Annotated in this window: 23 protein-coding genes; 5 read left to right on the top strand and 18 right to left on the bottom strand. The window is 70.8% G+C overall.

All coding sequences use genetic code 11. From position 1 onward, the window contains the following. Positions 1-353: 353 nt before the first annotated feature. A complete protein-coding gene (locus ACZ4RZ_RS13825) occupies positions 354-554 on the top strand; it encodes a hypothetical protein (RefSeq protein ID WP_467744407.1) in 201 nt (66 codons plus the stop codon). Between the two features lie 74 nt (positions 555-628). Here the strand turns inward: ACZ4RZ_RS13825 and der are convergent, their stop codons facing one another. The 6 genes from der to ACZ4RZ_RS13795 form a co-directional block, all read right to left on the bottom strand. Next, the gene (gene der / locus ACZ4RZ_RS13820; protein ID WP_467744406.1) at positions 629-2,101 is read right to left on the bottom strand and encodes a ribosome biogenesis GTPase Der; all 1,473 of its coding nucleotides are present in this window, start codon (positions 2,099-2,101) and stop codon (positions 629-631) included. A gap of 78 nt (positions 2,102-2,179) precedes the next feature. Further along, positions 2,180-2,893: a lysophospholipid acyltransferase family protein gene (locus ACZ4RZ_RS13815; RefSeq protein WP_467744404.1), complete on the bottom strand. Its 714-nt coding sequence runs from the start codon at positions 2,891-2,893 to the stop codon at positions 2,180-2,182. Then, the gene (cmk, locus tag ACZ4RZ_RS13810) at positions 2,851-3,543 is read right to left on the bottom strand and encodes a (d)CMP kinase (RefSeq protein ID WP_467744402.1); all 693 of its coding nucleotides are present in this window, start codon (positions 3,541-3,543) and stop codon (positions 2,851-2,853) included. Before cmk ends, ACZ4RZ_RS13815 begins: the two co-directional genes overlap by 43 nt. 238 nt (positions 3,544-3,781) lie before the next feature. Then, on the bottom strand, positions 3,782-4,867 hold the full coding sequence (locus ACZ4RZ_RS13805; protein WP_467744401.1) for a prephenate dehydrogenase: 1,086 nt from the start codon (positions 4,865-4,867) through the stop codon (positions 3,782-3,784). Then, the gene (gene aroH / locus ACZ4RZ_RS13800; RefSeq protein ID WP_467744399.1) at positions 4,864-5,226 is read right to left on the bottom strand and encodes a chorismate mutase; all 363 of its coding nucleotides are present in this window, start codon (positions 5,224-5,226) and stop codon (positions 4,864-4,866) included. The genes ACZ4RZ_RS13805 and aroH overlap by 4 nt, the downstream gene beginning before the upstream one ends. A 49-nt stretch (positions 5,227-5,275) precedes the next feature. Further along, positions 5,276-5,662 carry a YidB family protein gene (locus ACZ4RZ_RS13795; protein ID WP_467744398.1) on the bottom strand — a complete coding sequence of 129 codons (387 nt, stop codon included), beginning with the start codon at positions 5,660-5,662 and terminating at the stop codon, positions 5,276-5,278. 283 nt (positions 5,663-5,945) lie between these two features. Here ACZ4RZ_RS13795 and ACZ4RZ_RS13790 point away from each other — a divergent pair, with 283 nt between their 5' ends. Genes ACZ4RZ_RS13790 through ACZ4RZ_RS13775 form a run of 4 tightly spaced genes read left to right on the top strand, consistent with a single transcriptional unit; the run spans position 5,946 to position 8,474 of the window. Beyond that, positions 5,946-6,614: a hypothetical protein gene (locus ACZ4RZ_RS13790; RefSeq protein ID WP_467744397.1), complete on the top strand. Its 669-nt coding sequence runs from the start codon at positions 5,946-5,948 to the stop codon at positions 6,612-6,614. A gap of 48 nt (positions 6,615-6,662) precedes the next feature. Beyond that, positions 6,663-7,247, top strand: coding sequence for a DUF6529 family protein (locus tag ACZ4RZ_RS13785; protein WP_467744396.1), 585 nt, complete (start codon positions 6,663-6,665; stop codon positions 7,245-7,247). Further along, positions 7,244-7,663 carry a Rieske (2Fe-2S) protein gene (locus tag ACZ4RZ_RS13780; protein ID WP_467744395.1) on the top strand — a complete coding sequence of 140 codons (420 nt, stop codon included), beginning with the start codon at positions 7,244-7,246 and terminating at the stop codon, positions 7,661-7,663. The genes ACZ4RZ_RS13785 and ACZ4RZ_RS13780 overlap by 4 nt, the downstream gene beginning before the upstream one ends. A 22-nt stretch (positions 7,664-7,685) precedes the next feature. Then, positions 7,686-8,474: a nucleotidyltransferase domain-containing protein gene (locus ACZ4RZ_RS13775; protein WP_467744394.1), complete on the top strand. Its 789-nt coding sequence runs from the start codon at positions 7,686-7,688 to the stop codon at positions 8,472-8,474. Here the strand turns inward: ACZ4RZ_RS13775 and ACZ4RZ_RS13770 are convergent. The 12 genes from ACZ4RZ_RS13770 to ald form a co-directional block, all read right to left on the bottom strand. Beyond that, entirely contained in the window at positions 8,376-9,152 is a 777-nt protein-coding gene (locus ACZ4RZ_RS13770) for a nucleotidyltransferase domain-containing protein (protein ID WP_467744393.1), read from the bottom strand. The genes ACZ4RZ_RS13775 and ACZ4RZ_RS13770 overlap by 99 nt on opposite strands. Positions 9,153-9,155: 3 nt before the next feature. Continuing rightward, positions 9,156-10,178 carry an ADP-ribosylglycohydrolase family protein gene (locus ACZ4RZ_RS13765; protein WP_467744391.1) on the bottom strand — a complete coding sequence of 341 codons (1,023 nt, stop codon included), beginning with the start codon at positions 10,176-10,178 and terminating at the stop codon, positions 9,156-9,158. After that, entirely contained in the window at positions 10,175-10,933 is a 759-nt protein-coding gene (locus tag ACZ4RZ_RS13760) for an NUDIX hydrolase (protein ID WP_467744390.1), read from the bottom strand. Before ACZ4RZ_RS13760 ends, ACZ4RZ_RS13765 begins: the two co-directional genes overlap by 4 nt. A 159-nt stretch (positions 10,934-11,092) precedes the next feature. Further along, positions 11,093-12,574, bottom strand: a complete 1,482-nt coding sequence (locus ACZ4RZ_RS13755; protein ID WP_467744388.1) for an MFS transporter — start codon at positions 12,572-12,574, stop codon at positions 11,093-11,095. 31 nt (positions 12,575-12,605) lie between these two features. Further along, positions 12,606-13,220, bottom strand: a complete 615-nt coding sequence (locus ACZ4RZ_RS13750) for a TIGR03086 family metal-binding protein (RefSeq protein WP_467744386.1) — start codon at positions 13,218-13,220, stop codon at positions 12,606-12,608. Continuing rightward, positions 13,217-14,212 carry a sigma-70 family RNA polymerase sigma factor gene (locus ACZ4RZ_RS13745; protein WP_467744385.1) on the bottom strand — a complete coding sequence of 332 codons (996 nt, stop codon included), beginning with the start codon at positions 14,210-14,212 and terminating at the stop codon, positions 13,217-13,219. Before ACZ4RZ_RS13745 ends, ACZ4RZ_RS13750 begins: the two co-directional genes overlap by 4 nt. Positions 14,213-14,378: 166 nt before the next feature. Beyond that, positions 14,379-15,443, bottom strand: a complete 1,065-nt coding sequence (locus tag ACZ4RZ_RS13740; RefSeq protein ID WP_467744383.1) for a pseudouridine synthase — start codon at positions 15,441-15,443, stop codon at positions 14,379-14,381. Between the two features lie 11 nt (positions 15,444-15,454). After that, on the bottom strand, positions 15,455-16,105 hold the full coding sequence (scpB, locus tag ACZ4RZ_RS13735; protein ID WP_399088865.1) for an SMC-Scp complex subunit ScpB: 651 nt from the start codon (positions 16,103-16,105) through the stop codon (positions 15,455-15,457). Beyond that, positions 16,102-17,319, bottom strand: a complete 1,218-nt coding sequence (locus ACZ4RZ_RS13730; protein WP_467744381.1) for a segregation and condensation protein A — start codon at positions 17,317-17,319, stop codon at positions 16,102-16,104. Before ACZ4RZ_RS13730 ends, scpB begins: the two co-directional genes overlap by 4 nt. A gap of 18 nt (positions 17,320-17,337) precedes the next feature. After that, a complete protein-coding gene (locus ACZ4RZ_RS13725) occupies positions 17,338-17,910 on the bottom strand; it encodes a hypothetical protein (protein ID WP_467744379.1) in 573 nt (190 codons plus the stop codon). Continuing rightward, positions 17,895-19,022, bottom strand: coding sequence for a ParA family protein (locus ACZ4RZ_RS13720; RefSeq protein WP_189191469.1), 1,128 nt, complete (start codon positions 19,020-19,022; stop codon positions 17,895-17,897). The genes ACZ4RZ_RS13725 and ACZ4RZ_RS13720 overlap by 16 nt, the downstream gene beginning before the upstream one ends. A gap of 388 nt (positions 19,023-19,410) precedes the next feature. Next, positions 19,411-20,526, bottom strand: coding sequence for an alanine dehydrogenase (gene ald, locus ACZ4RZ_RS13715; RefSeq protein WP_467744378.1), 1,116 nt, complete (start codon positions 20,524-20,526; stop codon positions 19,411-19,413). Positions 20,527-20,628 lie beyond the last annotated feature (102 nt).

Genomic DNA, 20,628 nt, shown 5'->3' with positions numbered 1-20,628 from the left:
CCGACCGGAGCTCGGACAGCCCGAAAGTGCGCCGGGCACACTCCGGTTGACCTGCGAAAGCGACACGGTGGCCGCATCCGTTGGGCGGCGGGGTCGTTGGCACATACGTGCACACCTACGACGTCCCCCGCCGCCAGGCCTTCCAGGCGAGCCCTCCCCCAAGCTCTCCACTTCGTTCGAGCAGGGAGGTACCCCCGGCGCGACCGGCTCAGGATCCTCCCGGCGGCCCCTCGGCCACGCCGATCTACGACGCGCTCTCCGCCGAGTGGGTCAGATCCTTCAAGGCCCTGCCCGGCGACCGGCACGGCGAAGAGAACCTGGGCTTCACGGCTTTCGGGAGCCTCCCGCGCGGCATGAGTTCGTCTGGTGTGTCGAGCTCGTACAACTCCTACAGCTCGTACAGCGCGGGGGCGCACTCCGCACGTCAGAGTGGAGCGCAGCACGGTCAGACCGCGACGGCGACCGCGATCTGGCAGACGAGCGGGCGGCAGCACAACACGGGGATGCTTCACATCCCGGCGGCGCTGCCGCCCGCACCCCGTAGGGGGCTCTGAGACACGCACGGGTAAGGGGCGGCTCCTGGGGAGCCGCCCCTTACCCGTTATTGTCCTTGCCGGTTGTCGCTACGTCACTTCTTGGCGCCGCGCTTCTCGCGCACCCGAACCGAGATGTGGATCGGCGTGCCCTCGAAGCCGAACTGCTCGCGCAGTCGGCGCTCGATGAAGCGCCGGTAGCCGTGCTCGATGAAGCCGGAGGCGAAGAGCACGAAGCGCGGGGGCTTGGTGCCCGCCTGCGTACCGAAGAGGATGCGGGGCTGCTTGCCGCCGCGGATCGGGTGCGGGTGGGCGGCGACGAGCTCGCCGAGGAAGGCGTTCAGCCGGCCGGTCGGGACGCGGGTCTCCCAGCCGTCCAGGGCCGTCTCGATCGCCGGGACGAGCTTCTCCATGTGCCGCCCGGTGCGCGCCGAGACGTTGACGCGCGGCGCCCACGCCACCTGGAGGAGCTCGGTCTCGATCTCGCGCTCCAGGTAGTAGCGGCGCTCCTCGTCGAGGGTGTCCCACTTGTTGAAGGCGAGGACGATCGCGCGCCCGGCCTCGACGGCCATGGTCACGATGCGCTGGTCCTGGACGGAGATGGTCTCGGACGCATCGATCAGGATGACGGCGACCTCGGCCTTCTCGACGGCGGCGGCCGTGCGCAGCGAGGCGTAGTAGTCGGCGCCCTGCTGCAGGTGGACGCGCTTGCGGATGCCCGCCGTGTCGACGAACTTCCAGGTGACACCGCCGAGTTCGATCAGCTCGTCGACCGGGTCACGGGTGGTGCCCGCGATCTCGTTGACGACCACGCGCTCCTCGTTCGCCACCTTGTTGAGCAGCGAGGACTTGCCGACGTTCGGGCGGCCGATGAGGGCGATGCGGCGGGGGCCGCCCACCGCGGCGCCGAAGGTCTGCGCCGGGGCCTCGGGCAGGGCCTCCAGGACGGCGTCCAGCATGTCGCCGGTGCCACGGCCGTGCAGCGCGGAGACGGGGTGCGGCTCACCGAGACCGAGGGACCAGAGGTAGGAGGCGTCGGCCTCGCCGCTCGGGCCGTCGACCTTGTTGGCGCACAGCACGACGGGCTTGCCGGCCTTGCGCAGCAGGCGTACGACCGCCTCGTCGGTGTCGGTCGCGCCGACCTTGGCGTCGACGACGAAGACGACCGCGTCGGCCGCCTCGATCGCGTACTCGGCCTGCGCGGCCACGGACGCGTCGATGCCGAGGACGTCCTGCTCCCAGCCGCCGGTATCGACGAGCTTGAAGCGGCGGCCCGCCCACTCGGCCTCGTAGGTGACGCGGTCGCGGGTGACGCCGGGCTTGTCCTCGACGACGGCCTCGCGGCGGCCGATGATCCGGTTCACCAGGGTCGACTTGCCGACGTTGGGACGGCCGACGACGGCGAGAACGGGCAGCGGGCCGTGGCCCGCCTCCTCGATGGCGCCCTCGACATCCTCGATGTCGAAGCCCTCTTCCGCGGCGAGCTCCATGAACTCCGCGTACTCGGCATCGCCGAGCGCCCCGTGGTCGTGCTCTGCCGAGCCCTCGGGCTGGATGTCGTCGTTCATGAAGTCCGTACCTCGTCGTTCATTCGTGGTGATCGGTGGACCGCCCGCATATCGGGTGATCCACTACTCAAGTGTCGCCTAGTGCCCGGTGGGGCGCCCGGCGTTTTCCCGGCGTCCGGTCAGACGCCTGGCGTGGTCCAGGTGGGCGCTGAGCTGCTTCTGGATGCGGGCGGTCGCCTCGTCCAGCGCCTTGCGCGTACGCCGTCCACTGCCGTCGCCCGCCTCGAAGGGGTCGCCGAAGACGACGTCGACCCGGCTGCGCAGTGGGGGCAGCCCCTTTATCAACCGGCTGCTCTTCTCGGAACTTCCCAGCACCGCCACCGGGACGATCGGCGCCCCGCTGCGTACGGCGAAGTACGCGAGCCCGGCGCGCAGCGAGGCGAAGTCGCCCTCGCCGCGGGTGCCCTCCGGGAAGATTCCCAGGACGCCGCCGTTGTCCAGGACACCCAACGCCTGGGTGATGGCCGTGCGGTCGGTGGTCTGGCGGTCCACCTTCAGCTGGCCGATGCCGAGCAGGAAGGGGTCGAGCGGGCCGATGAACGCTTCTTTCTTGATCAGGAAGTGCGTGGGCCGGGGCGCCACACCCATGACCATCGGGCCGTCGATGTTGTGCGAGTGGTTCACGGCCAGGATCGCCGGGCCGGTCGCGGGGACCTTCCAGGCGCCGAGCACCCGCGGCTTCCACAGCCCGTACATCAGGCCGACGCCGATCCGGCGCCCTACCTCGGCGCCCCTCTCGGAGGGTGCGGTCACTTGGCGGCCCGCTTCTCCTCGACGAGGGTGACGACGCACTCGATGACCTGCTGGAGCGTGAGGTCGGAGGTGTCCACCTCGACCGCGTCGTCCGCCTTGGCGAGCGGGGAGGTCTTGCGGCCGGAGTCGGCCGCGTCGCGCTTGAGCAGGGCCTCGCGCGTCTGGTGCACGTCGGCGCCCTTCAGCTCACCGCTGCGGCGGGCGGCACGCGCCTCCGGGGACGCGGTGAGGAAGATCTTCAGGTCGGCGTCCGGCAGCACGGTGGTGCCGATGTCCCGGCCCTCGACGACGATACCGTGCTCCGCGGACCCGGCGAGCGAGCGCTGCAGCTCGGTGATCCGGGCGCGCACCTCGGGCACCGCGCTGACCGCGCTCACCTTGGAGGTGACCTCCTGCGTCCGGATCGGGCCCGCGACATCGGTGCCGTCGACGGTGATCGTCGGCCCGGACGGGTCGGTGCCGGAGATGATCTCCGGCTTCTCGGCCGCGGCGGCGATCGCGGACGGGTCCGTGATGTCGATCCCGTTGTTGACCATCCACCAGGTGATCGCGCGGTACTGGGCCCCCGTGTCCAGGTAGCTCAGCCCAAGCTGCGCGGCGACGGCCTTCGAGGTGCTCGACTTGCCAGTGCCGGAGGGTCCGTCGATGGCGACAATCACAGCCGGGGCGGTCCGGGCGGCCTTTTCCACGGTGACGGACACCTTCCTGGTACGGGGTGGTGGGTATGTGCGGGACACGAACGCGCCCCGCACAAGGTTACTGGGTACACCGAGCCGCCCGGCACGGCGCTGCGATCGGGGGTTTCAGCCCGTCCGGCGTTTGAGGACGAGCGCGTCAGCCCGATACGGGGGGCTAGGGGGCGGAGCCCCCCAGATACGGGACGGGAGGGGGCGAAAACCGCCCTGCCGCCGGCGGCCCCCCACGCACCTACTGCCGCAACGCCCAGCCCCGCTCCCGCAGCGCCGCGCTCAGCACCGGCACCGCCTTGGGCTCCACCATCAGCTGCACCAGACCGGCCTGCTGCCCGGTCGCGTGCTCGATCCGTACGTCCTCGATGTTGACGCCGGCCATCCCCGCGTCGGCGAAGATACGGGCCAGCTGCCCGGGCTGGTCGTCGATGAGAACGGCCACGACGTCGTACGCGCGCGGAGCGGAGCCGTGCTTGCCGGGGACGCGGACCTGTCCCGCGTTGCCGCGACGCAGCACGTCCTCGATGCCGTCGGCGCCCTCACGGCGCTTGGACTCGTCGGAGGACTGGAGGGCACGCAGGGCCTGCACGGTCTCGTCGAGGTCGGCGGAGACGTCCGCGAGGAGGTCGGCGACCGGCCCCGGGTTCGCGGAGAGGATGTCGATCCACATCCTGGGGTCGGAGGCCGCGATGCGGGTCACGTCACGGATGCCCTGACCACAGAGCCGTACCGCCGCCTCCTCAGCGTGCTCCAGGCGCGCGGCGACCATGCTGGACACCAGGTGCGGCATGTGCGAGACGAGCGCGACCGCACGGTCGTGGGCGTCCGCGTCCATGACGACGGGCACGGCACGGCAGTGCGAGACCAGCTCCAGCGCGAGGTTGAGGACCTCGGTGTCCGTGTCCCGGGTGGGCGTCAGGACCCAGGGGCGCCCCTCGAAGAGATCACCGGTGGCGGCCAGCGGACCCGACTTCTCACGGCCGGACATGGGGTGCGAGCCGATGTACGAGGAGAGGTCGAGGCCGAGCGCCTCCAACTCGCGGCGCGGGCCGCCCTTGACGCTGGCCACGTCGAGGTAGCCGCGGGCGACCCCGCGCCGCATGGCGTCCGCGAGCGTCGCGGCCACATGCGCGGGCGGGGCCGCCACGATCGCGAGGTCGACGCGCCCCTCGGGCACCTCGTCCGTGCCGGCGCCCAGCGCGGCCGCCGTACGGGCCTGCTCCGGGTCGTGGTCGGCGAGGTGCACGACGACGCCGCGCGCGGCCAGCGCGAGCGCCGCCGACGTACCGATCAGCCCGGTTCCGATGACGAGCGCGGTCCTCACTGGGCGATGTCCTTGCGCAGCGCGCCGGCGGCGCCCAGGTAGACGTGCACGATGTCGGCGCGCGGCCGGTCGGAATCGATGTGCGCGAGGACCCGTACGACACGGGGCATCGCGCCCTCGATGTCCAGTTCCTGCGCGCAGATCAGTGGTACGTCGACGATGCCGAGCTTGCGCGCCGCGGCCGCCGGGAAGTCGCTGTGCAGATCGGGCGTCGCGGTGAACCAGATGCTGATCAGGTCGTCCGTGGTGAGGCCGTTCCGCTCCAGGATGGCGGTGAGCAGCTCGCTGACCTGCTCGTCCATGTGCCCGGCCTCGTCCCGCTCCAGTTGGACGGCGCCCCGGACCGCTCGTACCGCCACGGTGATACTCCTCGCTGATCTACCTGCACGTCTTGTCACACCAGCGTAGTCAGCCGGCAACGCGCGGGTGCGCGGCGCCCGCCTGACGAGACGGCCACCGCGCACGGATCAGGGCGCAGAGCGACTGCTGCTTGATGAGGTCCTCCAGGGATGTGCCGGCCTGCGGGAGCTCTCCGCCCGGGGTCAGCTTGTCGACGGCCTGGGGCAGGGTCTGCGCGATCTGGTCCGCGGCCTGTTCCGGGGTGACACCGGCCTCGGCCGCGACCTTCTGGAGCGCGTCGCCGGGCAGCGCCCGGGCGACCTGCTCGCCGCTGACGGGCTTGTTCTCCCCGGTGCCGACCCAGGACTGCGCCTCCTCGGTCAGCCCGGACCTGGTCAGCATGTCCATCAGCCCGCCGAGCGGATTGCTCCCGCCGGCGCCGCCCTGGCCCTTCATGAGGGCCCCGAGCAGCGAGGCCAGGATGCTGCCGCCGGGAGGTACCGCCCTGGCCGCCTCCGCCGAGGAGACCGCCGAGCAGGCTGCCGAGATCGTTACCCGCCATGATCACGCCTTTCGAGAGCGCGGCCGGGGGAAGGCCACCTTCCGACCCCAGAACCTGTCAATGTCACTCGAATCGCCCTATTCCGCTACTTGTAGTGAGAACGCGCCCGTGCGCCTCTGGACGCGCGGGCGCGGGTCCGCTCTCATGGCAGGAGACTCGCCTCGGGGGAGGCCCGTAATGAAGCGTCCAGGACCCCTTCTCACCCTTCTCGCGGGGCTGCTGCTCGGCGTGTTCATGTTGTCACTCAACGCGACGACGGGGACGAAGAGCGCGTCGTCGTACCGAGAGGAGTCGCCCGGCGTCAAGGTGTCGCCGAGCCCGCCGCCCAGTTCGTCGCCGACGAAGACCACGCCGTCACCGACTCCTTCGAAGAGCGCTCCGCCCAACGCCGACTACGCCGGCCGTACCGACGACGACTCCTCCGCGGTCGCCGTCTCGCTGCGCGACGGCAAGGCGATCGCGTACTTCTGCGACGGACACGACAAGGAGTCGTGGCTGAAGGGCGACGTCAAGGACGACGGCACCATGAAGCTCACCGGCAAGCACGGCGCCGAGTTGAACGGATCGCTCAAGGAAGGCAGGAGCATCCGCGGCACCGTCGACCTGGGCGGGCAGCGCTACGGCTTCACCGCCGACAAGGCGGTCAGGCCGTCCGGGCTGTACCGGGCGACGGCCACCGTCAGGGGCGCCAAGCTCGACGGCGGCTGGATCGTGCTGCCCGGCGGCAAGCAGGTCGGCATCCTCGACCGCGACGGCAAGCCCTCGGCGGCGCCCCGGATCGACCCGGAGACCGGCGCCGTGACGATCGACGGCGAACAGCTCACCGCACGGCCCGTCACCCCCTGACCCAGCCCCGCCTCCCGTTCCGACCCCCTCCTCCGCAGGGAGCCGATCATGACCGTGGACCCGAACGCCGCCACCCAGGGCTTCCCCTCGCCCCAGCCCGCCCACCGCCGCGCCGGGGCCGCCCGCTATCTCGTCCCGGCCCTGGTCGCCGCGGCGGTCGCGGTCGGCCTCGGCGTATACGGCAAGGCGCACGACCCGGCGGGTACCGCCTTCAACCTCGCCGGCTTCAGCAGCACGGGCGCCGTGAAGTCGTGGCTGGCGACGACGGCGTTCGCCTTCGCGCTCGTCCAGCTCGTGTCGGCGTTCATGGTGTACGGGAAGCTGCCGGGGCCGAGCTGGGCGCCGGTGCTGCACCGCTGGTCGGGGCGGATCGCTTTCCTGGTGGCGGTGCCCGTCGCGGTGCACTGTCTGTACGCGTTGGGCTATCAGACCTACGAGCCGCGCGTGCTGTGGCACTCGCTTCTGGGTTGCTTCTTCTTTGGGGCATTCAGTGCAAAAATGCTCTTGCTCCGCTCGGAGCGACTGCCCGGCTGGCTGCTGCCACTCGTCGGGGGACTCGTCTTCGTCGTCCTCACGGCCATCTGGCTCACGTCGGCTCTCTGGTTCTTCCGCACGTTCGGAGTGACGACATGACCAACCCCCCTGCGCGGCGCACGGTTCTTGGAACAGGCGCAGCCGCCGTCCTGCTCGTGGGGTGCAGCAAGTACGGCGACAACAGCAGCAGCAATAGCAGCACCAACGCCTCCCCGGCGGCGGCCGGTGGGGACGCACTCGCCAAGACGTCCGACATCCCGGTCGGCGGGGGCAAGATCTTCAAGGACAAGAAGGTCGTGGTCACCCAGCCCAAGAAGGACGAGTTCAAGTGCTTCTCGGCCATCTGCACCCACCAGGGCTGCACGGTGAACAAGGTGGCGGACGGCACCATCGACTGCCCCTGCCACGGCAGCAAGTACCGCATCACCGACGCTTCGGTGGTCCATGGGCCCGCCACGCGTCCGCTGCCCGCGAAGAAGATCACGGTGGAGGGAAATTCGATCCGCCTGGCCTGACCGGGCACGTACGCTCCGGGGCATGGATTCCGAGGCTCTGGAGCCTGCCCACGAGGCCCTGGTGCGCGACCACACGATCTACTCCTGCGTGATGGGTTCACGCGCCTTCGGTCTGGCCACGGACACCAGCGACACGGACCGCCGGGGCGTGTTCCTCGCCCCGACACCGCTCTTCTGGCGATTCGACAAGCCGCCGACGCACGTCGAGGGCCCGGCCGAGGAGCAGTTCAGCTGGGAGCTGGAGCGCTTCTGCGCCCTCGCGCTGCGCGCCAACCCGAACATCCTGGAGTGCCTGCACTCGCCGCTCGTCGAATACGCCGACGACACGGGCCGCGAACTCCTCGCCCTCCGCGAGGCGTTCCTCTCCCACCGTGCGCACGACACGTTCGCCCGCTACGCCCTGGGCCAGCACAAGAAGCTGGAAGCCGACGTACGCCGGCACGGCGCGCCCCGCTGGAAGCACGCCATGCACCTCCTGCGCCTCCTCATGAGCTCCCGCGACCTCCTGCGCACCGGCGCCCTGACGATCGACGTCGGCGACCAGCGCGCGCCGCTGCTCGCGGTGAAGCGGGGCGAGGTCTCCTGGCCGGAGGTCGAGACCTGGATGTCCCGCCTGGCGACGGAGGCCGACGAGGCGGCCGCGCGGAGCCCCCTCCCACCCGAGCCGGACCACGCCCGCGTCGAGGACTTCCTGATCCGGGTGCGCCGCGCCTCAGCCCTCCAGGCCGCCGCCCAGGACCCCCTCCAGACGGACCCGTACGACGAACGCGTGCAGGGCGTCGTACACAGTCGGGGCGTCGGGCAGCGCTGAGGCGTCCTGTGCCTCGTCCAGCAGGGTGTGCAGCCGCTCCACGTCGTCCCGCACGCGCGCGTGGCCGACGTCCGCGTCTCCGTGCTCCTGCTCCGCCTTCGCGGCGATCAGGTCCGGCAGATACGCGGGAGCTTCGACCTGCCCGATCAGCGAGGGGAGATCGGCCTGCACCTCGCCGCTGCGCATCAGGTGTATGCCGGTGAGCAGCACGCGGAATGTGTAGAGCAGCGGCTTCAGTTCGCCGGTCTTCTCGAACAGCCGCCATTGCGTCACCGCGAAGCCCCGGTAGTGGTGCGCGTGATGGCTGGTGAGGACGCCGGGGGCGAGCGAGACCAGCTCGCGGTGTGCCTCACTGGTGTGCACGACCAGTGGTGAGAGCAGTTGCTCCAGCACATAGCCGTTGCGTCGCAGCATCAGCCGTACGAACTTGCGCAGGTCGTGCGTGACCAGGTCCATCTCGACGCCGTCCCGGTCCCACATCCGCGACCGGGTCTCCTCGGGCTCGCGCAGCCCCACCAGGGCGGCGGTCGGCAGCAGATGGACGCCACGCAGGTCGACGTCGGAGTCACGCGAGGGGAAGCCGTAGAGGTGCGCCCCGGAGACGGTGGCGAACAGCACCGGGTCCGGCTGCTCGGCCACCACTGCCGCGAGGTCGATGTCCAGGACGTCGTCAGTCATCCCTCAAGCGTCCCAGAGCGCCCCCAGCGACATCAGGTCGCCCTGGTACTCGATGCGGTCGGCCCACTCCGTCGGCCAGGCGTCCGAGCCGTGGTGGGCGCCCGCGAAGGCGCCCGTCAGACAGGCGATGGAGTCGGAGTCGCCGGAGGTGCAGGCGGCGCGGCGCAGCGCGGTGACGGGTTCGTCGACGAAGAGCAGGAAGCACAACAGGCCGGTGGCGAGCGCCTCCTCGGCGATCCAGCCCCCGCCGGTGGCCAGGCACGGGTCGGTCTCGGGCGAGACGGTGCGCACGGCGTGCCGGAGGTCGTCCAGGGCGCCCAGGCACTCGTCCCAGCCGCCGGCGATGAACTGCTCCGGCGAGGAGTCCTCGCTGTAGGTCCACAGGTCGCCGAGCCAGCGGGAGTGGTAGCGATGCCGGTTCTCGTACGCGTACGACCGCAGCCGGCCGACGAGTCCCATCGGTTCGGCGCCCTGGGTGAGGAGCCAGATCGCGTGTGCCGTCAGGTCGGCCGCGGCGAGTGCCGTCGGGTGCCCGTGGGTGAGCGCGGCCTGGAACTGCGCGGCGCCCGCGCGCTGTTCGTCGCTGAGCCCGCGTACGAGCCCGACGGGCGCCACGCGCATGTTGGCGCCGCAGCCCTTGGAGCCGATCTGGCTGGCCTCCTGCCAGCGGCGTTTCTCGTTCTTCAGGAGGTTGCAGGCGACGAGGCAGGTGCGGCCGGGCGCACGGTTGTTGTCGGGCGACTGGTACCAGTTCACGAACTCCTCGCGCACCGGCCGCTCCATCCGCAGCGGGCCGAGCAGACCGCGGTCCATGGCCGTGCGCAGCCCCCGCGCCAGCGCCAGCGTCATCTGCGTGTCGTCGGTGACCGTCGCGGGCCTGGGCAGCTTCATCTGCCGCCAGGGCCCGCACTTGGCGAGGATCGCCGGGACGGAGTTGAACTCGGTCGGGAACCCGAGCGCGTCGCCCAGCGCGAGTCCGATCAGGGAACCGGTGGCGGCGCGCTTCGCGAGCGTCGTGGTGGTCATGAGGGCCGTCCTTCCGAAGTGGGACGCAGCAGGGGTGGGTGCAGGGCTTTGGCACCGCCCGCCCGGTAGAGCGCGGCGGGCTTGCCGCGGCCTCCGGTGAGGCGCGCGGCACCGGGGATCTGTTCGACGAAGCCCGGCGTGGCGAGGACCTTGCGCCGGAAGTTGGGCCGGTCGAGGGCGGTGCCCCACACGGTCTCGTAGACCTGCCGCAGCTCTCCGAGGGTGAACTCGGGCGGGCAGAAGGACGTGGCGAGACAGGTGTACTCGAGCTTGGCGCCGACACGTTCGTGGGCGTCGGAGAGGATCCGGTCGTGGTCGAAGGCGAGCGGACCGAGCGCGTTGTACCGCAGCCACTGGGCCTGCGCCGCGTCACCGCCGCCGCGCGGCTCGGGAGGGTCCGGGAGCAGCGCGGCGTACGCGACGGAGACGACCCGCATCCTGGGGTCGCGGTCGGGTTCCGTGTAGGTCCGCAGCTGCTCCAGATGGAGTCCGGAGACGTCCGACAGGCCGGTCTCCTCGGCGAGTTCACGCCGGGCCGCGGTCTCCGCGGACTCGTTCGGCAGCACGAAGCCGCCGGGCAGTGCCCAGCGGCCCGCGTACGGCTCCTGGCCCCGCTCGACGAGCAGCGCCTGAAGCACTCCCCCGCGGACCGTCAGGACGGCCAGGTCGACGGTGACGGCGAAAGGCTCGAACGCGTACTTGTCGTAGCCCTCGGGTGCCTTGCCGCCGGGCGCGCGGCCTTCCCGTGCGAGCACGCCCACCCACCTCCCATTAATAGTCAGATCGACTAATAGTCATTACGACTATAAAGAGGTGGGTGAGCGTCTACAAGCCCCTGGGCGTGGGGAATTGACGGTGATTCGAGCCCGGTGCGCGAAAATTGTCAGCCCCTGAGGTCGGGGCGGCGGAAGGTGTCAGCCCGAAGCCCGGGCGTGGGAGACATCCGGCTTTCGAGCCCCGGCGGGGGGAGCATCCAGGCTCTGAGCCCGGGCGCGCGCCGGCGCGAACGCCGCCACCACTGCCCCCGCGGCAGCGACCCCCGCCGAGACCCAGAGCGCGGGTCCGCACCCGTCGACGAAGGACTCCGCCGAGCCGTAGCCCCCGTACCGCGTGAACACGGCGGCGGCGACGGCGACTCCGAAGACACCGCCCAGCTCGCGCAGCGCGTTGTTGACGCCGGCCGCGACGCCCGCGTCCCCGGGCGGCACCGACGAGGTCACGGCGTTCGCGACGGTCGGGAAGACCATGGAGATGCCGATGCCCGCGACGATGAGCGGCACGACCAGGCTGCCGTAGCCGACGCCGGGCTCCACCTGGCGGGCCAGCAGCCCGAGGCCGACCGCCTGCAGGACGAGGCCCGTCAGCATGAAGGGCCGGTTCCCGAACCGGTCGGCGAGCGCGCCCGCGAGCGGCGCGACCAGCAGCGGCATGCCGGTCCACACCAGGATCCGGACGCCGGTCTGCAACGGGGACTCGCCCAGGCCGAGTTGGAACAGCTGCGTGATCATGAAGAGGGAGCCGAGCAGCGACATGAAGGTCAGGAACGCCGCCCCGTTGGCGGTGGCGAAGCCGCGCCTCCTGAAGTGCGCGAGCGGCAGCATCGGGTAGCGCGCCCGCGACCGCTCCCAGCCGAGGAAGGCCGCCACGAAGACGACGCCGACGGCCAGCGCGCCCAGCACCTCGGTGCTCCCCCAGCCCGCCTCCGGAGCACGCACCGGCGCCCAGGCGAGACCGGTCAGGCCCACGGCGGCCAACAGCAGCCCCACGACGTCGAGTTGGGGACGGGGACCGTAGCTCTCGCGCAGCTTGAGGGCAGCAAGCGGCAGCATCGCGAGCCCCGTCGGCACGTTCAGCCAGAAGATCCACTGCCAGGACAGGCCCTCGGTGACAGCGCCGCCGAGCACGGGCCCCGCGGCCACGCCGAGCCCGGTCACCCCGCCCCACACGCCGATCGCGACGCCCCGCTTCTCGGCCGGGAACGCCTCGCTGATCAGGGTCAGCGTGAGCGGCAGCAGGACGGCCGCTCCGGCGCCCTGGACCACGCGTGCGGCGATGAGCTGCCCCGGACCGCCCGCGAGTGCCGCCAGGGCCGAGGCCAGCGTGAAGACGGCGAGCCCGACGACGTACATGCGGCGCCGTCCGAAGCGGTCGCCGAGCGCCGCGCCGGTCAGGGTGAGGCAGGCGAAGACGAGGTTGTACGCGTTGATCGTCCACTCCAGGTCGGACAGGCTCGCCCCGAAGTCGGCCCGCAGGGCGGGCAGCGCGGTGGCGACGACGACCACGTCGAGGGAGCAGAGCAGTGCCCCGAGTCCGGCCAGTACGACGGTCCACGCGCGGTGCGGCGGCGCGGCACCGGCGGCCGGTGCGCGGACCGGGGCACGCAGGATGTCAGCCATGACGGTTCCTTCCGTGAGGTAGAGGGATCACTCACGGAAGGCAGACCGGGCCCGGACCGGAAAGGAATCGCGGCGCCTCGGGAAGCCGTCCCAGAAAGGCGAGCAGCCGGTCACAGTGCTGGGCGGACGGCGGCACGGCGACGGGCTCCGCGAAGCGCACGCCGCGATCCTCGTCCGCGACCACGCACCGTGCCACGGGCAGCAGTTCGACGGCGAGCGCGGAGGGAATCGGCCGCGCCCGACCGCAGGCCTGGGTCACGTCCCAGCCGTGCACGGCGATCTCCACGGCACCCACGGCCGTCATCACCCGGGCGTCCAGCGGCCGGTCACCCACGACCACGGTGTCCGGGGGCCCCGCGGCCCAGGCGCCGAGCACGGCGCAGGCGCGCCTGCGGAAGCCACAGACCGGATCGGAGGCCGCTTCCGGGAAGAGCCCTCCCGGGAAGAGCCCTCCGGGGAAGAGCCCGATGGGCCTGCCCGTGAGTCCCTCGTACAAGGCGTCCAGCGAGTCGTCGAGGTGCCCGAGCAGCTCCCTCAGGTCCCACTCCGCGCAGGGTGTGACCCGCTCCAGGCTCCCGGGTACGACGGCGGAAACGCTTCCCAGGGCGTACGCGAGCGAACGCTCCAGCAGTTCCCCGGTGTTCACGACAGCACCGCCGGCATCCCGAAGCGTGCGAACAGCCCCGGGTCGAGGAAGACGGTGATGCGCGCGATCCCAGCGTCCTCGGCCACTCGCCCGACCGCCCCTTCGACCGCTCGCCCGACGGTGAGCACCTGCAGGGAGTGGGCCCTGAAGACGCCGTCGGCGCCGCGTTGGTACATGGCCGCGGTCGGCTGCCCGTTCGCGCGCGTGGGAAGCATCCGCAGCCCTCCCCTGATGTGTGCCCGGGTCTCCAGGAACCGCAGCACGTCCTTCTTGCCGCTGAACCACTCCAAGTAGGGAGGCATTTCCAGTTCGACACCGTCCTGGAGGAGCCCCAGGAGCGCGTCCATGTCGGCGTGTTCGAAGGCCGCCATGTAGCGGTCGATCAGTTCGCGGTCCCCGGGGACGTCGGACTCGGTCACCAGCTCCTCGTCGGGCGCCACCTCGTCGAGCCGGGCACGCGCGCGTTGGAGGCTGCTCTTGACGGCCGCCGTGGAGGTGCCGATCAGGGCGGCGACCTCGGGCGCCCGCCAGGCCAGCACATCCCGCAGGATGAGCACGGCCCGCTGCCGCGCCGGCAGGTTCTGCAGCGCGGCGACGAGCGCGAGCCGCAGACTCCCCCGGGCCGCCACCACCGTCGCCGGGTCGACGAGCGCGTCGGGCAGCGGCTGCAACCACGGCACATCCGTCGCAGGGGCCGGGAGAGGCTCCTCAGGCCCCTCTGAGGGCCCGCCGAGCCCGGAGGGCAGCGGGCGGCGCACACGGCCCTCCAGGGCCGTCAGACACGTATTCGTGGCGATCCGATGCAGCCAGGTGCGCACCGACGCCCGGCCCTCGTACCCCTCGTACGACCGCCAGGCCCGCAGATAGGTCTCCTGGACGAGGTCCTCGGCGTCGTCGACCGACCCGAGCATGCGGTAGCAGTGGGCGAGAAGCTCCCGTCGGTACGGATCGGTCAGTCGTACGAATTCGTCGCGGTCCGTCGTGATGGCCATCCCCGCTCCCTTCGTTCACCGGCAGGCACCGGTGGATCGTCCACCGGCACGCACCGATGGATCGTTCACCGGTACAGACCGGCGGAGCGGCGAAAACGAATCGGCCGGTCCCGGAGAAGTTCCGGGACCGGCCGTCTTACGCGCGAGACCCAGGGGGCCGTGCGGCCTAGAGGCCGACCTCGGCCATGAGCATGCCGACCTCGGTGTTCGACAGGCGGCGCAGCCAGCCCGACTTCTGGTCGCCCAGGGTGATCGGGCCGAAGGCCACGCGCACGAGCTTGTCGACCGGGAAGCCGGCCTCGGCGAGCATGCGGCGCACGATGTGCTTGCGACCCTCGTGGAGGGTCACCTCGACCAGGTAGTTCTTGCCGGTCTGCTCGACGACCCGGAAGTGGTCCGCCTTCGCGTACCCGTCCTCCAGCTGGATGCCGTCCTTGAGCCGCTTGCCCAGGTCGCGCGGGATCGGGCCCACGATGTGCGCGAGGTAGACCTTCTTCACGCCGTACTTGGGGTGGGTCAGGCGGTGGGCCAGCTCACCGTGGTTGGTGAGCAGGATGACGCCCTCGGTCTCGGTGTCGAGCCGGCCGACGTGGAAGAGCCGCGTCTCGCGGTTCGTCACGTAGTCACCGAGGCACTGACGGCCCTCGTTGTCCTCCATGGTCGAGACCACACCGGCGGGCTTGTTCAGCGAGAAGAACTGGTACGACTGCGTCGCGACCGTCAGCCCGTCGACCTTGATCTCGTCCTTCTCCGGGTCGACGCGCAGACCCTGCTCCAGGACGATCTCGCCGTTGACCTCGACCCGGGCCTGCTCGACCAGCTCCTCGCAGGCGCGGCGGGAACCGTAGCCCGCGCGCGCGAGCACCTTCTGCAGGCGCTCGCCCTCCTGCTCGGCGCCCGGGAAGGTCTTGGGCAGCTTGATGTCCTTCTTGCCCGCGTACCGGTCCCGGTTGCGCTCCTCGGCCCGCGTCTCGTACTCGCGGGAGCGCGCGGGCTCCGTACGGCCGCCACGCTGCTGGCCCTGCTTGGGTCCGCCCTTGGCGCCGCCGCGGGCAGCGCTGCCGCGCCCGGACTTCGGGCCGTCCTTGGAGGCGCCTGGGCCCACGTCGTAGCGGCGCTCCTCGGGGCGGGGCTTGCTGGGGCGGCCCTGCCCCTGCTTCTGGTCCCTGTCGTTGCCGGCTCCGCGGTAGTTACCGCGCCCACCGCTCTTGCCGCTGCCGCTGCTTCGCATCAAAGTTCCGTCTAGTCGTCTGCGTCGTCTGTCCCCGGAGCGTCAGGAGCATCCGGATCGAACGACGGAACCCCTTCCTGCGTCTCTGCCTCGATCGCGTCCGCCTCGGGGAGGAAGGGCGCGAGCTCCGGGAGCTCGTCCAGGCCGCGCAGGCCCATTCGCTCCAGGAAGTAGTTCGTCGTCCTGTACAGGATCGCACCTGTTTCGGGTTCCGTGCCCGCCTCCTCGACCAGACCGCGCTGCAACAGGGTGCGCATCACACCGTCACAGTTCACTCCGCGGACCGCGGAGACCCTCGAACGGCTGACCGGCTGGCGGTACGCGACGACCGCGAGCGTCTCCAGAGCCGCCTGCGTGAGCCGGGCCTGCTGCCCGTCCAGGACGAAGCGCTCGACGGCCGCCGCGTACTCGGGCCGGGTGTAGAACCGCCAGCCACCCGCGATGAGCCGCAGCTCGAAGCCGCGGGCCTGCACGGTGTACTCGTCGGCCAGCTCGCGCAGCGCGTCCGCGATCTGCCGCCGCGGCCGCTCCAGGATCTTCGCCAGGTGCTCCTCGGTCGCGGGTTCGTCCACGACCATGAGGACGGCCTCCAGGGCGGGCTTGAGATCGAGGTCGGCGACGGTGCGCAGCCCTGCCGGGATCTCGGTGGTCTCCTCGCTCACGCCTTCTCCTTCTTGGCCTCGTCCTTGGGTTCCTCGGGCGGCCGGTCGAACTCGTCCGTGACGGTCGGCTGCTCGTCCCCGTCCCCGCCCGTCCAGCGCACCACCAGGTCCCCAAGGGCCTCATCCTGGTCGAGCGCGACGGCCTTCTCCCGGTAGAGCTCCAGAAGCGCCAGGAACCGGGCCACGACCGTGAGGGTGTCGTCGGTGTCCTCGACGAGCGCGCGGAAACTGGCCTGCCCGAGCTCCCGCAGCCGCGCCACCACGATCCCGGCCTGCTCCTGCACACTGACCAGCGGCGCGTGGATGTGGTCGACGTACACCTGCGGCTTGGGCCTGGGCTGCATCGCCTTCACGGCGAGCTTCGCGAATCCCTCCGCCCCGATGCTGATGACCACCTCGGGCAGCAGCTCGGCGTGATGGGCTTCGAGGCCGACGGTACGGGGGTAGCGGCGGCCCTCTTCCTCCAGCCGCGCGCTGAAGATGTCCGCGATCTGCTTGTACGCGCGGTACTGCAGCAGCCGCGCGAACAGCAGGTCCCGCGCCTCCAGCAGCGCGAGGTCGGCCTCGTCCTCGACCTCGGCGGAGGGCAGCAGCCGGGCGGCCTTGAGATCGAGCAGCGTGGCCGCGACGACGAGAAACTCGGTCGTCTGGTCGAGGTCCCAGTCCGGCCCCATGGCCCTGATGTGCGCCATGAACTCATCGGTGACCTTGGACAACGCCACTTCGGTGACATCGAGCTTGTGCTTCGAAATCAGCTGAAGCAGCAGGTCAAAGGGCCCCTCAAAGTTCGAGAGCCGAACTTTGAAGACTCCGTCACCGGGCTCGGCGGAAGCTTCGGGCTCGGCGACGGTTTCGGCGGCAGGCGGTTCCTCGGCAGCTCCGGCGGCGTTGCGGGCAGTCGTCCCGCCCGGCGATGGGGGTTCCCCCTGCTCGAGCGGAGCCGAGAGCTTGGGGGAGGGCGGGCCCAACGCCCCACGGTCCGCACCCGAAGAATCGACCCCGACCGGAGACTCGCCCTCCGCCGCAGGCGGCTCAGGCTCCACCACAGGCGGAGCAGCCTCGGGCTCCGCCTCCGCAGGAGCCGCAAACGGCTCCTCCACAGGAGGCACAACCGGCTCCTCCACAGGAGCCGGCGCCGCCCCGGGCCCCCGCCCGAGCACACGCCGACGCCCGGCGGAGCCACCGGCGGGGAAAGGGACGTCGTTCGAGGTCATAGCCGTCGCAGGCTACCGCTACCGCCCACGCAGCCGTCGTACGAGGATGCTCGCGTCCCCCCGGGATTCAAGATCCGCGAGCACCACGGCAACCGCCTCGCGGACGATCCGCCCACGGTCGACCGCGAGTCCGTGCTCCCCGCGGAGCACCAGCCGGGCGTGCTCGAGATCCATGAGCTCCTCGGCGGACACGTACACCGTGATCTTCTCGTCGTGCCGCTCCCGCCCGCTGGGCCGACGGTTGGCGGCACGCCCCCGCTTGCCGCGGGAGGACTGCCCGGCGGGGGCAGAACCTTCCTGCGCCGCCTCACGTCGCCCGGAGCGCTCCGGAGCGGCGCCCCGGCTGCGGGACTCCCCCGCGTCGGACTCGGCGTCGGCCGCGACGTGTTCGTCGCCCTCGCCGTCACCGCCCTGGACGGGCACCGACTGGGGCGCGTCCTCCCCGGCGGCCGCCGGGTCGCTCTCGCCCGCGGGAGCGGGCACCCGGGCCTCGCCGTTGGTCCGGCGTGAGGGCGTGGACGCCTGGAGCGCCATTCCCCCGGTGGTACGGAACAGTTCGTCGGCCCCCGGCAGACTCACTCGGCGTGACACCGGGCGAGCACCTCCCTGGCGAGCTGGCGATAGGCGGCGGCACCGACGGAGTTGGACGCGTACGTGGTGATCGGCTCACCGGCGACCGTGGTCTCCGGGAAGCGGACGGTCCGGCCGATCACCGTGTGGTAGACGTGATCGTCGAAGGCCTCGACCACGCGCGCGAGCACCTCACGGCTGTGCACCGTGCGGGAGTCGTACATCGTGGCGAGGATGCCGTCGAGCTCCAGCTCGGGGTTGAGCCGCTCCTGGACCTTCTCGATGGTCTCGGTGAGCAGCGCGACACCACGCAGCGCGAAGAACTCGCACTCGAGCGGCACGATCACCTTGTGAGCCGCCGTCAGGGCGTTGACGGTCAGCAGGCCGAGCGAGGGCTGACAGTCGATCACGATGTAGTCGTAGTCGGCCATCAGCGGCTTCAGGGCGCGCTGCAGCGTGGACTCACGGGCGACCTCGCTCACCAACTGCACTTCGGCGGCGGACAGGTCGATGTTGCTGGGCAGCAGGTCCATGTTCGGGACCGCCGTCTTCAGGAGCACCTCGTCGGCCGCCATGCCCCGCTCCATGAGCAGGTTGTAGACGGTGAGGTCGAGCTCCATGGGGTTGACGCCGAGACCCACGGACAGCGCGCCCTGCGGGTCGAAGTCGACGAGCAGGACCCGGCGTCCGTACTCCGCGAGCGCGGCACCCAGGTTGATGGTCGACGTGGTCTTGCCGACGCCGCCCTTCTGGTTGCACATCGCGATGATCTTCGCGGGGCCGTGGTCGGTCAGCGGGCCCGGGATCGGGAAGTACGGCAGCGGGCGGCCGGTCGGACCGACGCGCTCACGGCGCTGGCGGGCCGCGTCGGGCGCGAGCGTGGCCGCGTACTCCGGATCGGGCTCGTACTCGGCGTCGGGGTCGTAGAAGTGCCCCTCGGGCAGTTCGTCGTAGTCGGCGAAGTGGGTGCGGTTCTCGCCACTTCCGTTGCCGGCCATGGCGTTCACGTGATGGCCATCCATGCTCTGGTGTGCTGTCTGAGTCATCCGGGGACTCTTTTGGGCTGCGAAGGTTCGGACAGCGACGGAGCCGACAGCCTCGAGCCCCGTGGGGCTCTGGCCCCGCGCCGGCATTCCTGGTTGACCACCCCCGGGAGAAAATGTCGACTCATTCACAAGTCGTCTTACCTCCTTGGTGACCAGGAAATTTCTAGATAGGTCAGCGTGGCACCATGCCGACGGTTGGCGACTCTATGGCGTGTCACCGGTCCGCAGCAACACAATCCGCCGGACCCGACCCGATGTGTCGGCAACCGAACACCCCGCTGTCAAGGGCGTAAGGCCGTCGCACGGCAGGTTTCACCGGTGTGCGAATCGGCTGAAGAGTTACGTTCGTGGCGAGTTGAACGAGTGTCGCAAAGTGACCCGACACACATCCGGCCGGACCTTGTCGAGCAAGGTCCGGCCGGGTGCGCTGGGCTGACGACCTGTGTTGACGTATCGCCTTTTACCCGTTGATGACTTAACCGAGCAGGGTCTCCAGCTCGACGTGCTCCAGGCCGAGCGCCTCGGCGACCTCGCGGTAAACCACCTTGCCGTCATGGGTGTTGAGACCCTTGGCGAGCGCGGGGTCACGGCGCAGCGCCTCGACCCAGCCGTTGTTGGCCAGCGACACGATGTAGGGCAGCGTGGCGTTGGTGAGGGCGTTGGTGGAGGTGTTCGGCACAGCGCCGGGCATGTTGGCGACGCAGTAGAAGACCGAGTTGTGGACCACGAAGGTCGGCTCGGCGTGCGTGGTGGGACGCGAGTCCTCGAAGCAGCCGCCCTGGTCGATCGCGATGTCGACAAGGACACTTCCCGGCTTCATCCGGGACACGAGCTCGTTGGTGACCAGCTTCGGCGCCTTGGCACCCGGGATGAGGACGGCACCGATGACGAGGTCGGCGTCGAGGACGGCCTTCTCCAGCTCGAAGGAGTTGGACATGACGGCCTTGATCTTCGTGCCGAAGATCCGGTCGGCCTCACGCAGCTTGTTGATGTCGCGGTCGAGCAGGGTCACGTCGAAGCCCATGCCGATGGCGATCTGCGCGGCGTTCCAGCCGGAGACGCCACCGCCGATGACGACGGCCTTGGCCGGGACCACGCCCGGGACACCGCCCGGCAGGACGCCGCGGCCGCCGGCCGCGCGCATCAGGTGGTACGCGCCGACCTGCGGGGCCAGACGGCCCGCGACCTCGGACATCGGAGCGAGCAGCGGCAGCGCGCGGTTCGGCAGCTCGACCGTCTCGTAGGCGATCGCCGTGGTGCCGGACTCGATCAGCGCGTCCGTGCACTCCTTGGAGGCGGCCAGGTGCAGGTAGGTGAAGAGCGTCTGGTCCTTGCGGAGGCGGTGGTACTCCTCCGCGATGGGCTCCTTGACCTTCAGCAGCAGGTCGGCGGTGGCCCAGACCTCGTCGGCGGTGGGAAGGATCTGCGCACCGGCGGAAACGAACTCGTCGTCCGTGATCGAGGAGCCGACGCCGGCGTTCTGCTCGATGAAGACCTGGTGGCCGTTGCGCACCAGCTCGTGCACGCCGGCAGGGGTGATGGCCACCCGGAACTCGTTGTTCTTGACCTCGCGGGGGATACCGACCTTCACGTCGATCACGGTCCTTGGCTCAGGGGATGTGGTGCATTACAAGACATACCCACATGTACGGGGGCACATCGGGAGACACCGCAGGAGAAGGTGCGGCAGAGC

It is taken from the genome of Streptomyces sp. NPDC027189 (assembly GCF_055566975.1).
Note: the sequence above shows the minus strand (reverse complement) of the source record. Positions and strands in the feature narration are given on the sequence as shown.

Coding starts and splice junctions, on each gene's coding strand:
- ACZ4RZ_RS13780 (WP_467744395.1), top strand. CDS start 7,244: ATGACCAACCCCCCTGCGCGGCGCACGGTTCTTGGAACAGGCGCAGCC.
- ACZ4RZ_RS13765 (WP_467744391.1), bottom strand. CDS start 10,178: ATGACCACCACGACGCTCGCGAAGCGCGCCGCCACCGGTTCCCTGATC.
- ACZ4RZ_RS13745 (WP_467744385.1), bottom strand. CDS start 14,212: ATGGCCATCACGACGGACCGCGACGAATTCGTACGACTGACCGATCCG.
- der (WP_467744406.1), bottom strand. CDS start 2,101: ATGAACGACGACATCCAGCCCGAGGGCTCGGCAGAGCACGACCACGGG.
- ACZ4RZ_RS13775 (WP_467744394.1), top strand. CDS start 7,686: ATGGATTCCGAGGCTCTGGAGCCTGCCCACGAGGCCCTGGTGCGCGAC.
- ACZ4RZ_RS13740 (WP_467744383.1), bottom strand. CDS start 15,443: ATGCGAAGCAGCGGCAGCGGCAAGAGCGGTGGGCGCGGTAACTACCGC.
- ACZ4RZ_RS13785 (WP_467744396.1), top strand. CDS start 6,663: ATGACCGTGGACCCGAACGCCGCCACCCAGGGCTTCCCCTCGCCCCAG.
- ACZ4RZ_RS13795 (WP_467744398.1), bottom strand. CDS start 5,662: ATGAAGGGCCAGGGCGGCGCCGGCGGGAGCAATCCGCTCGGCGGGCTG.
- ACZ4RZ_RS13770 (WP_467744393.1), bottom strand. CDS start 9,152: ATGACTGACGACGTCCTGGACATCGACCTCGCGGCAGTGGTGGCCGAG.
- ACZ4RZ_RS13825 (WP_467744407.1), top strand. CDS start 354: ATGAGTTCGTCTGGTGTGTCGAGCTCGTACAACTCCTACAGCTCGTAC.
- ACZ4RZ_RS13755 (WP_467744388.1), bottom strand. CDS start 12,574: ATGGCTGACATCCTGCGTGCCCCGGTCCGCGCACCGGCCGCCGGTGCC.
- ACZ4RZ_RS13720 (WP_189191469.1), bottom strand. CDS start 19,022: ATGCCGGCGCGGGGCCAGAGCCCCACGGGGCTCGAGGCTGTCGGCTCC.
- ACZ4RZ_RS13790 (WP_467744397.1), top strand. CDS start 5,946: ATGAAGCGTCCAGGACCCCTTCTCACCCTTCTCGCGGGGCTGCTGCTC.
- ACZ4RZ_RS13730 (WP_467744381.1), bottom strand. CDS start 17,319: ATGACCTCGAACGACGTCCCTTTCCCCGCCGGTGGCTCCGCCGGGCGT.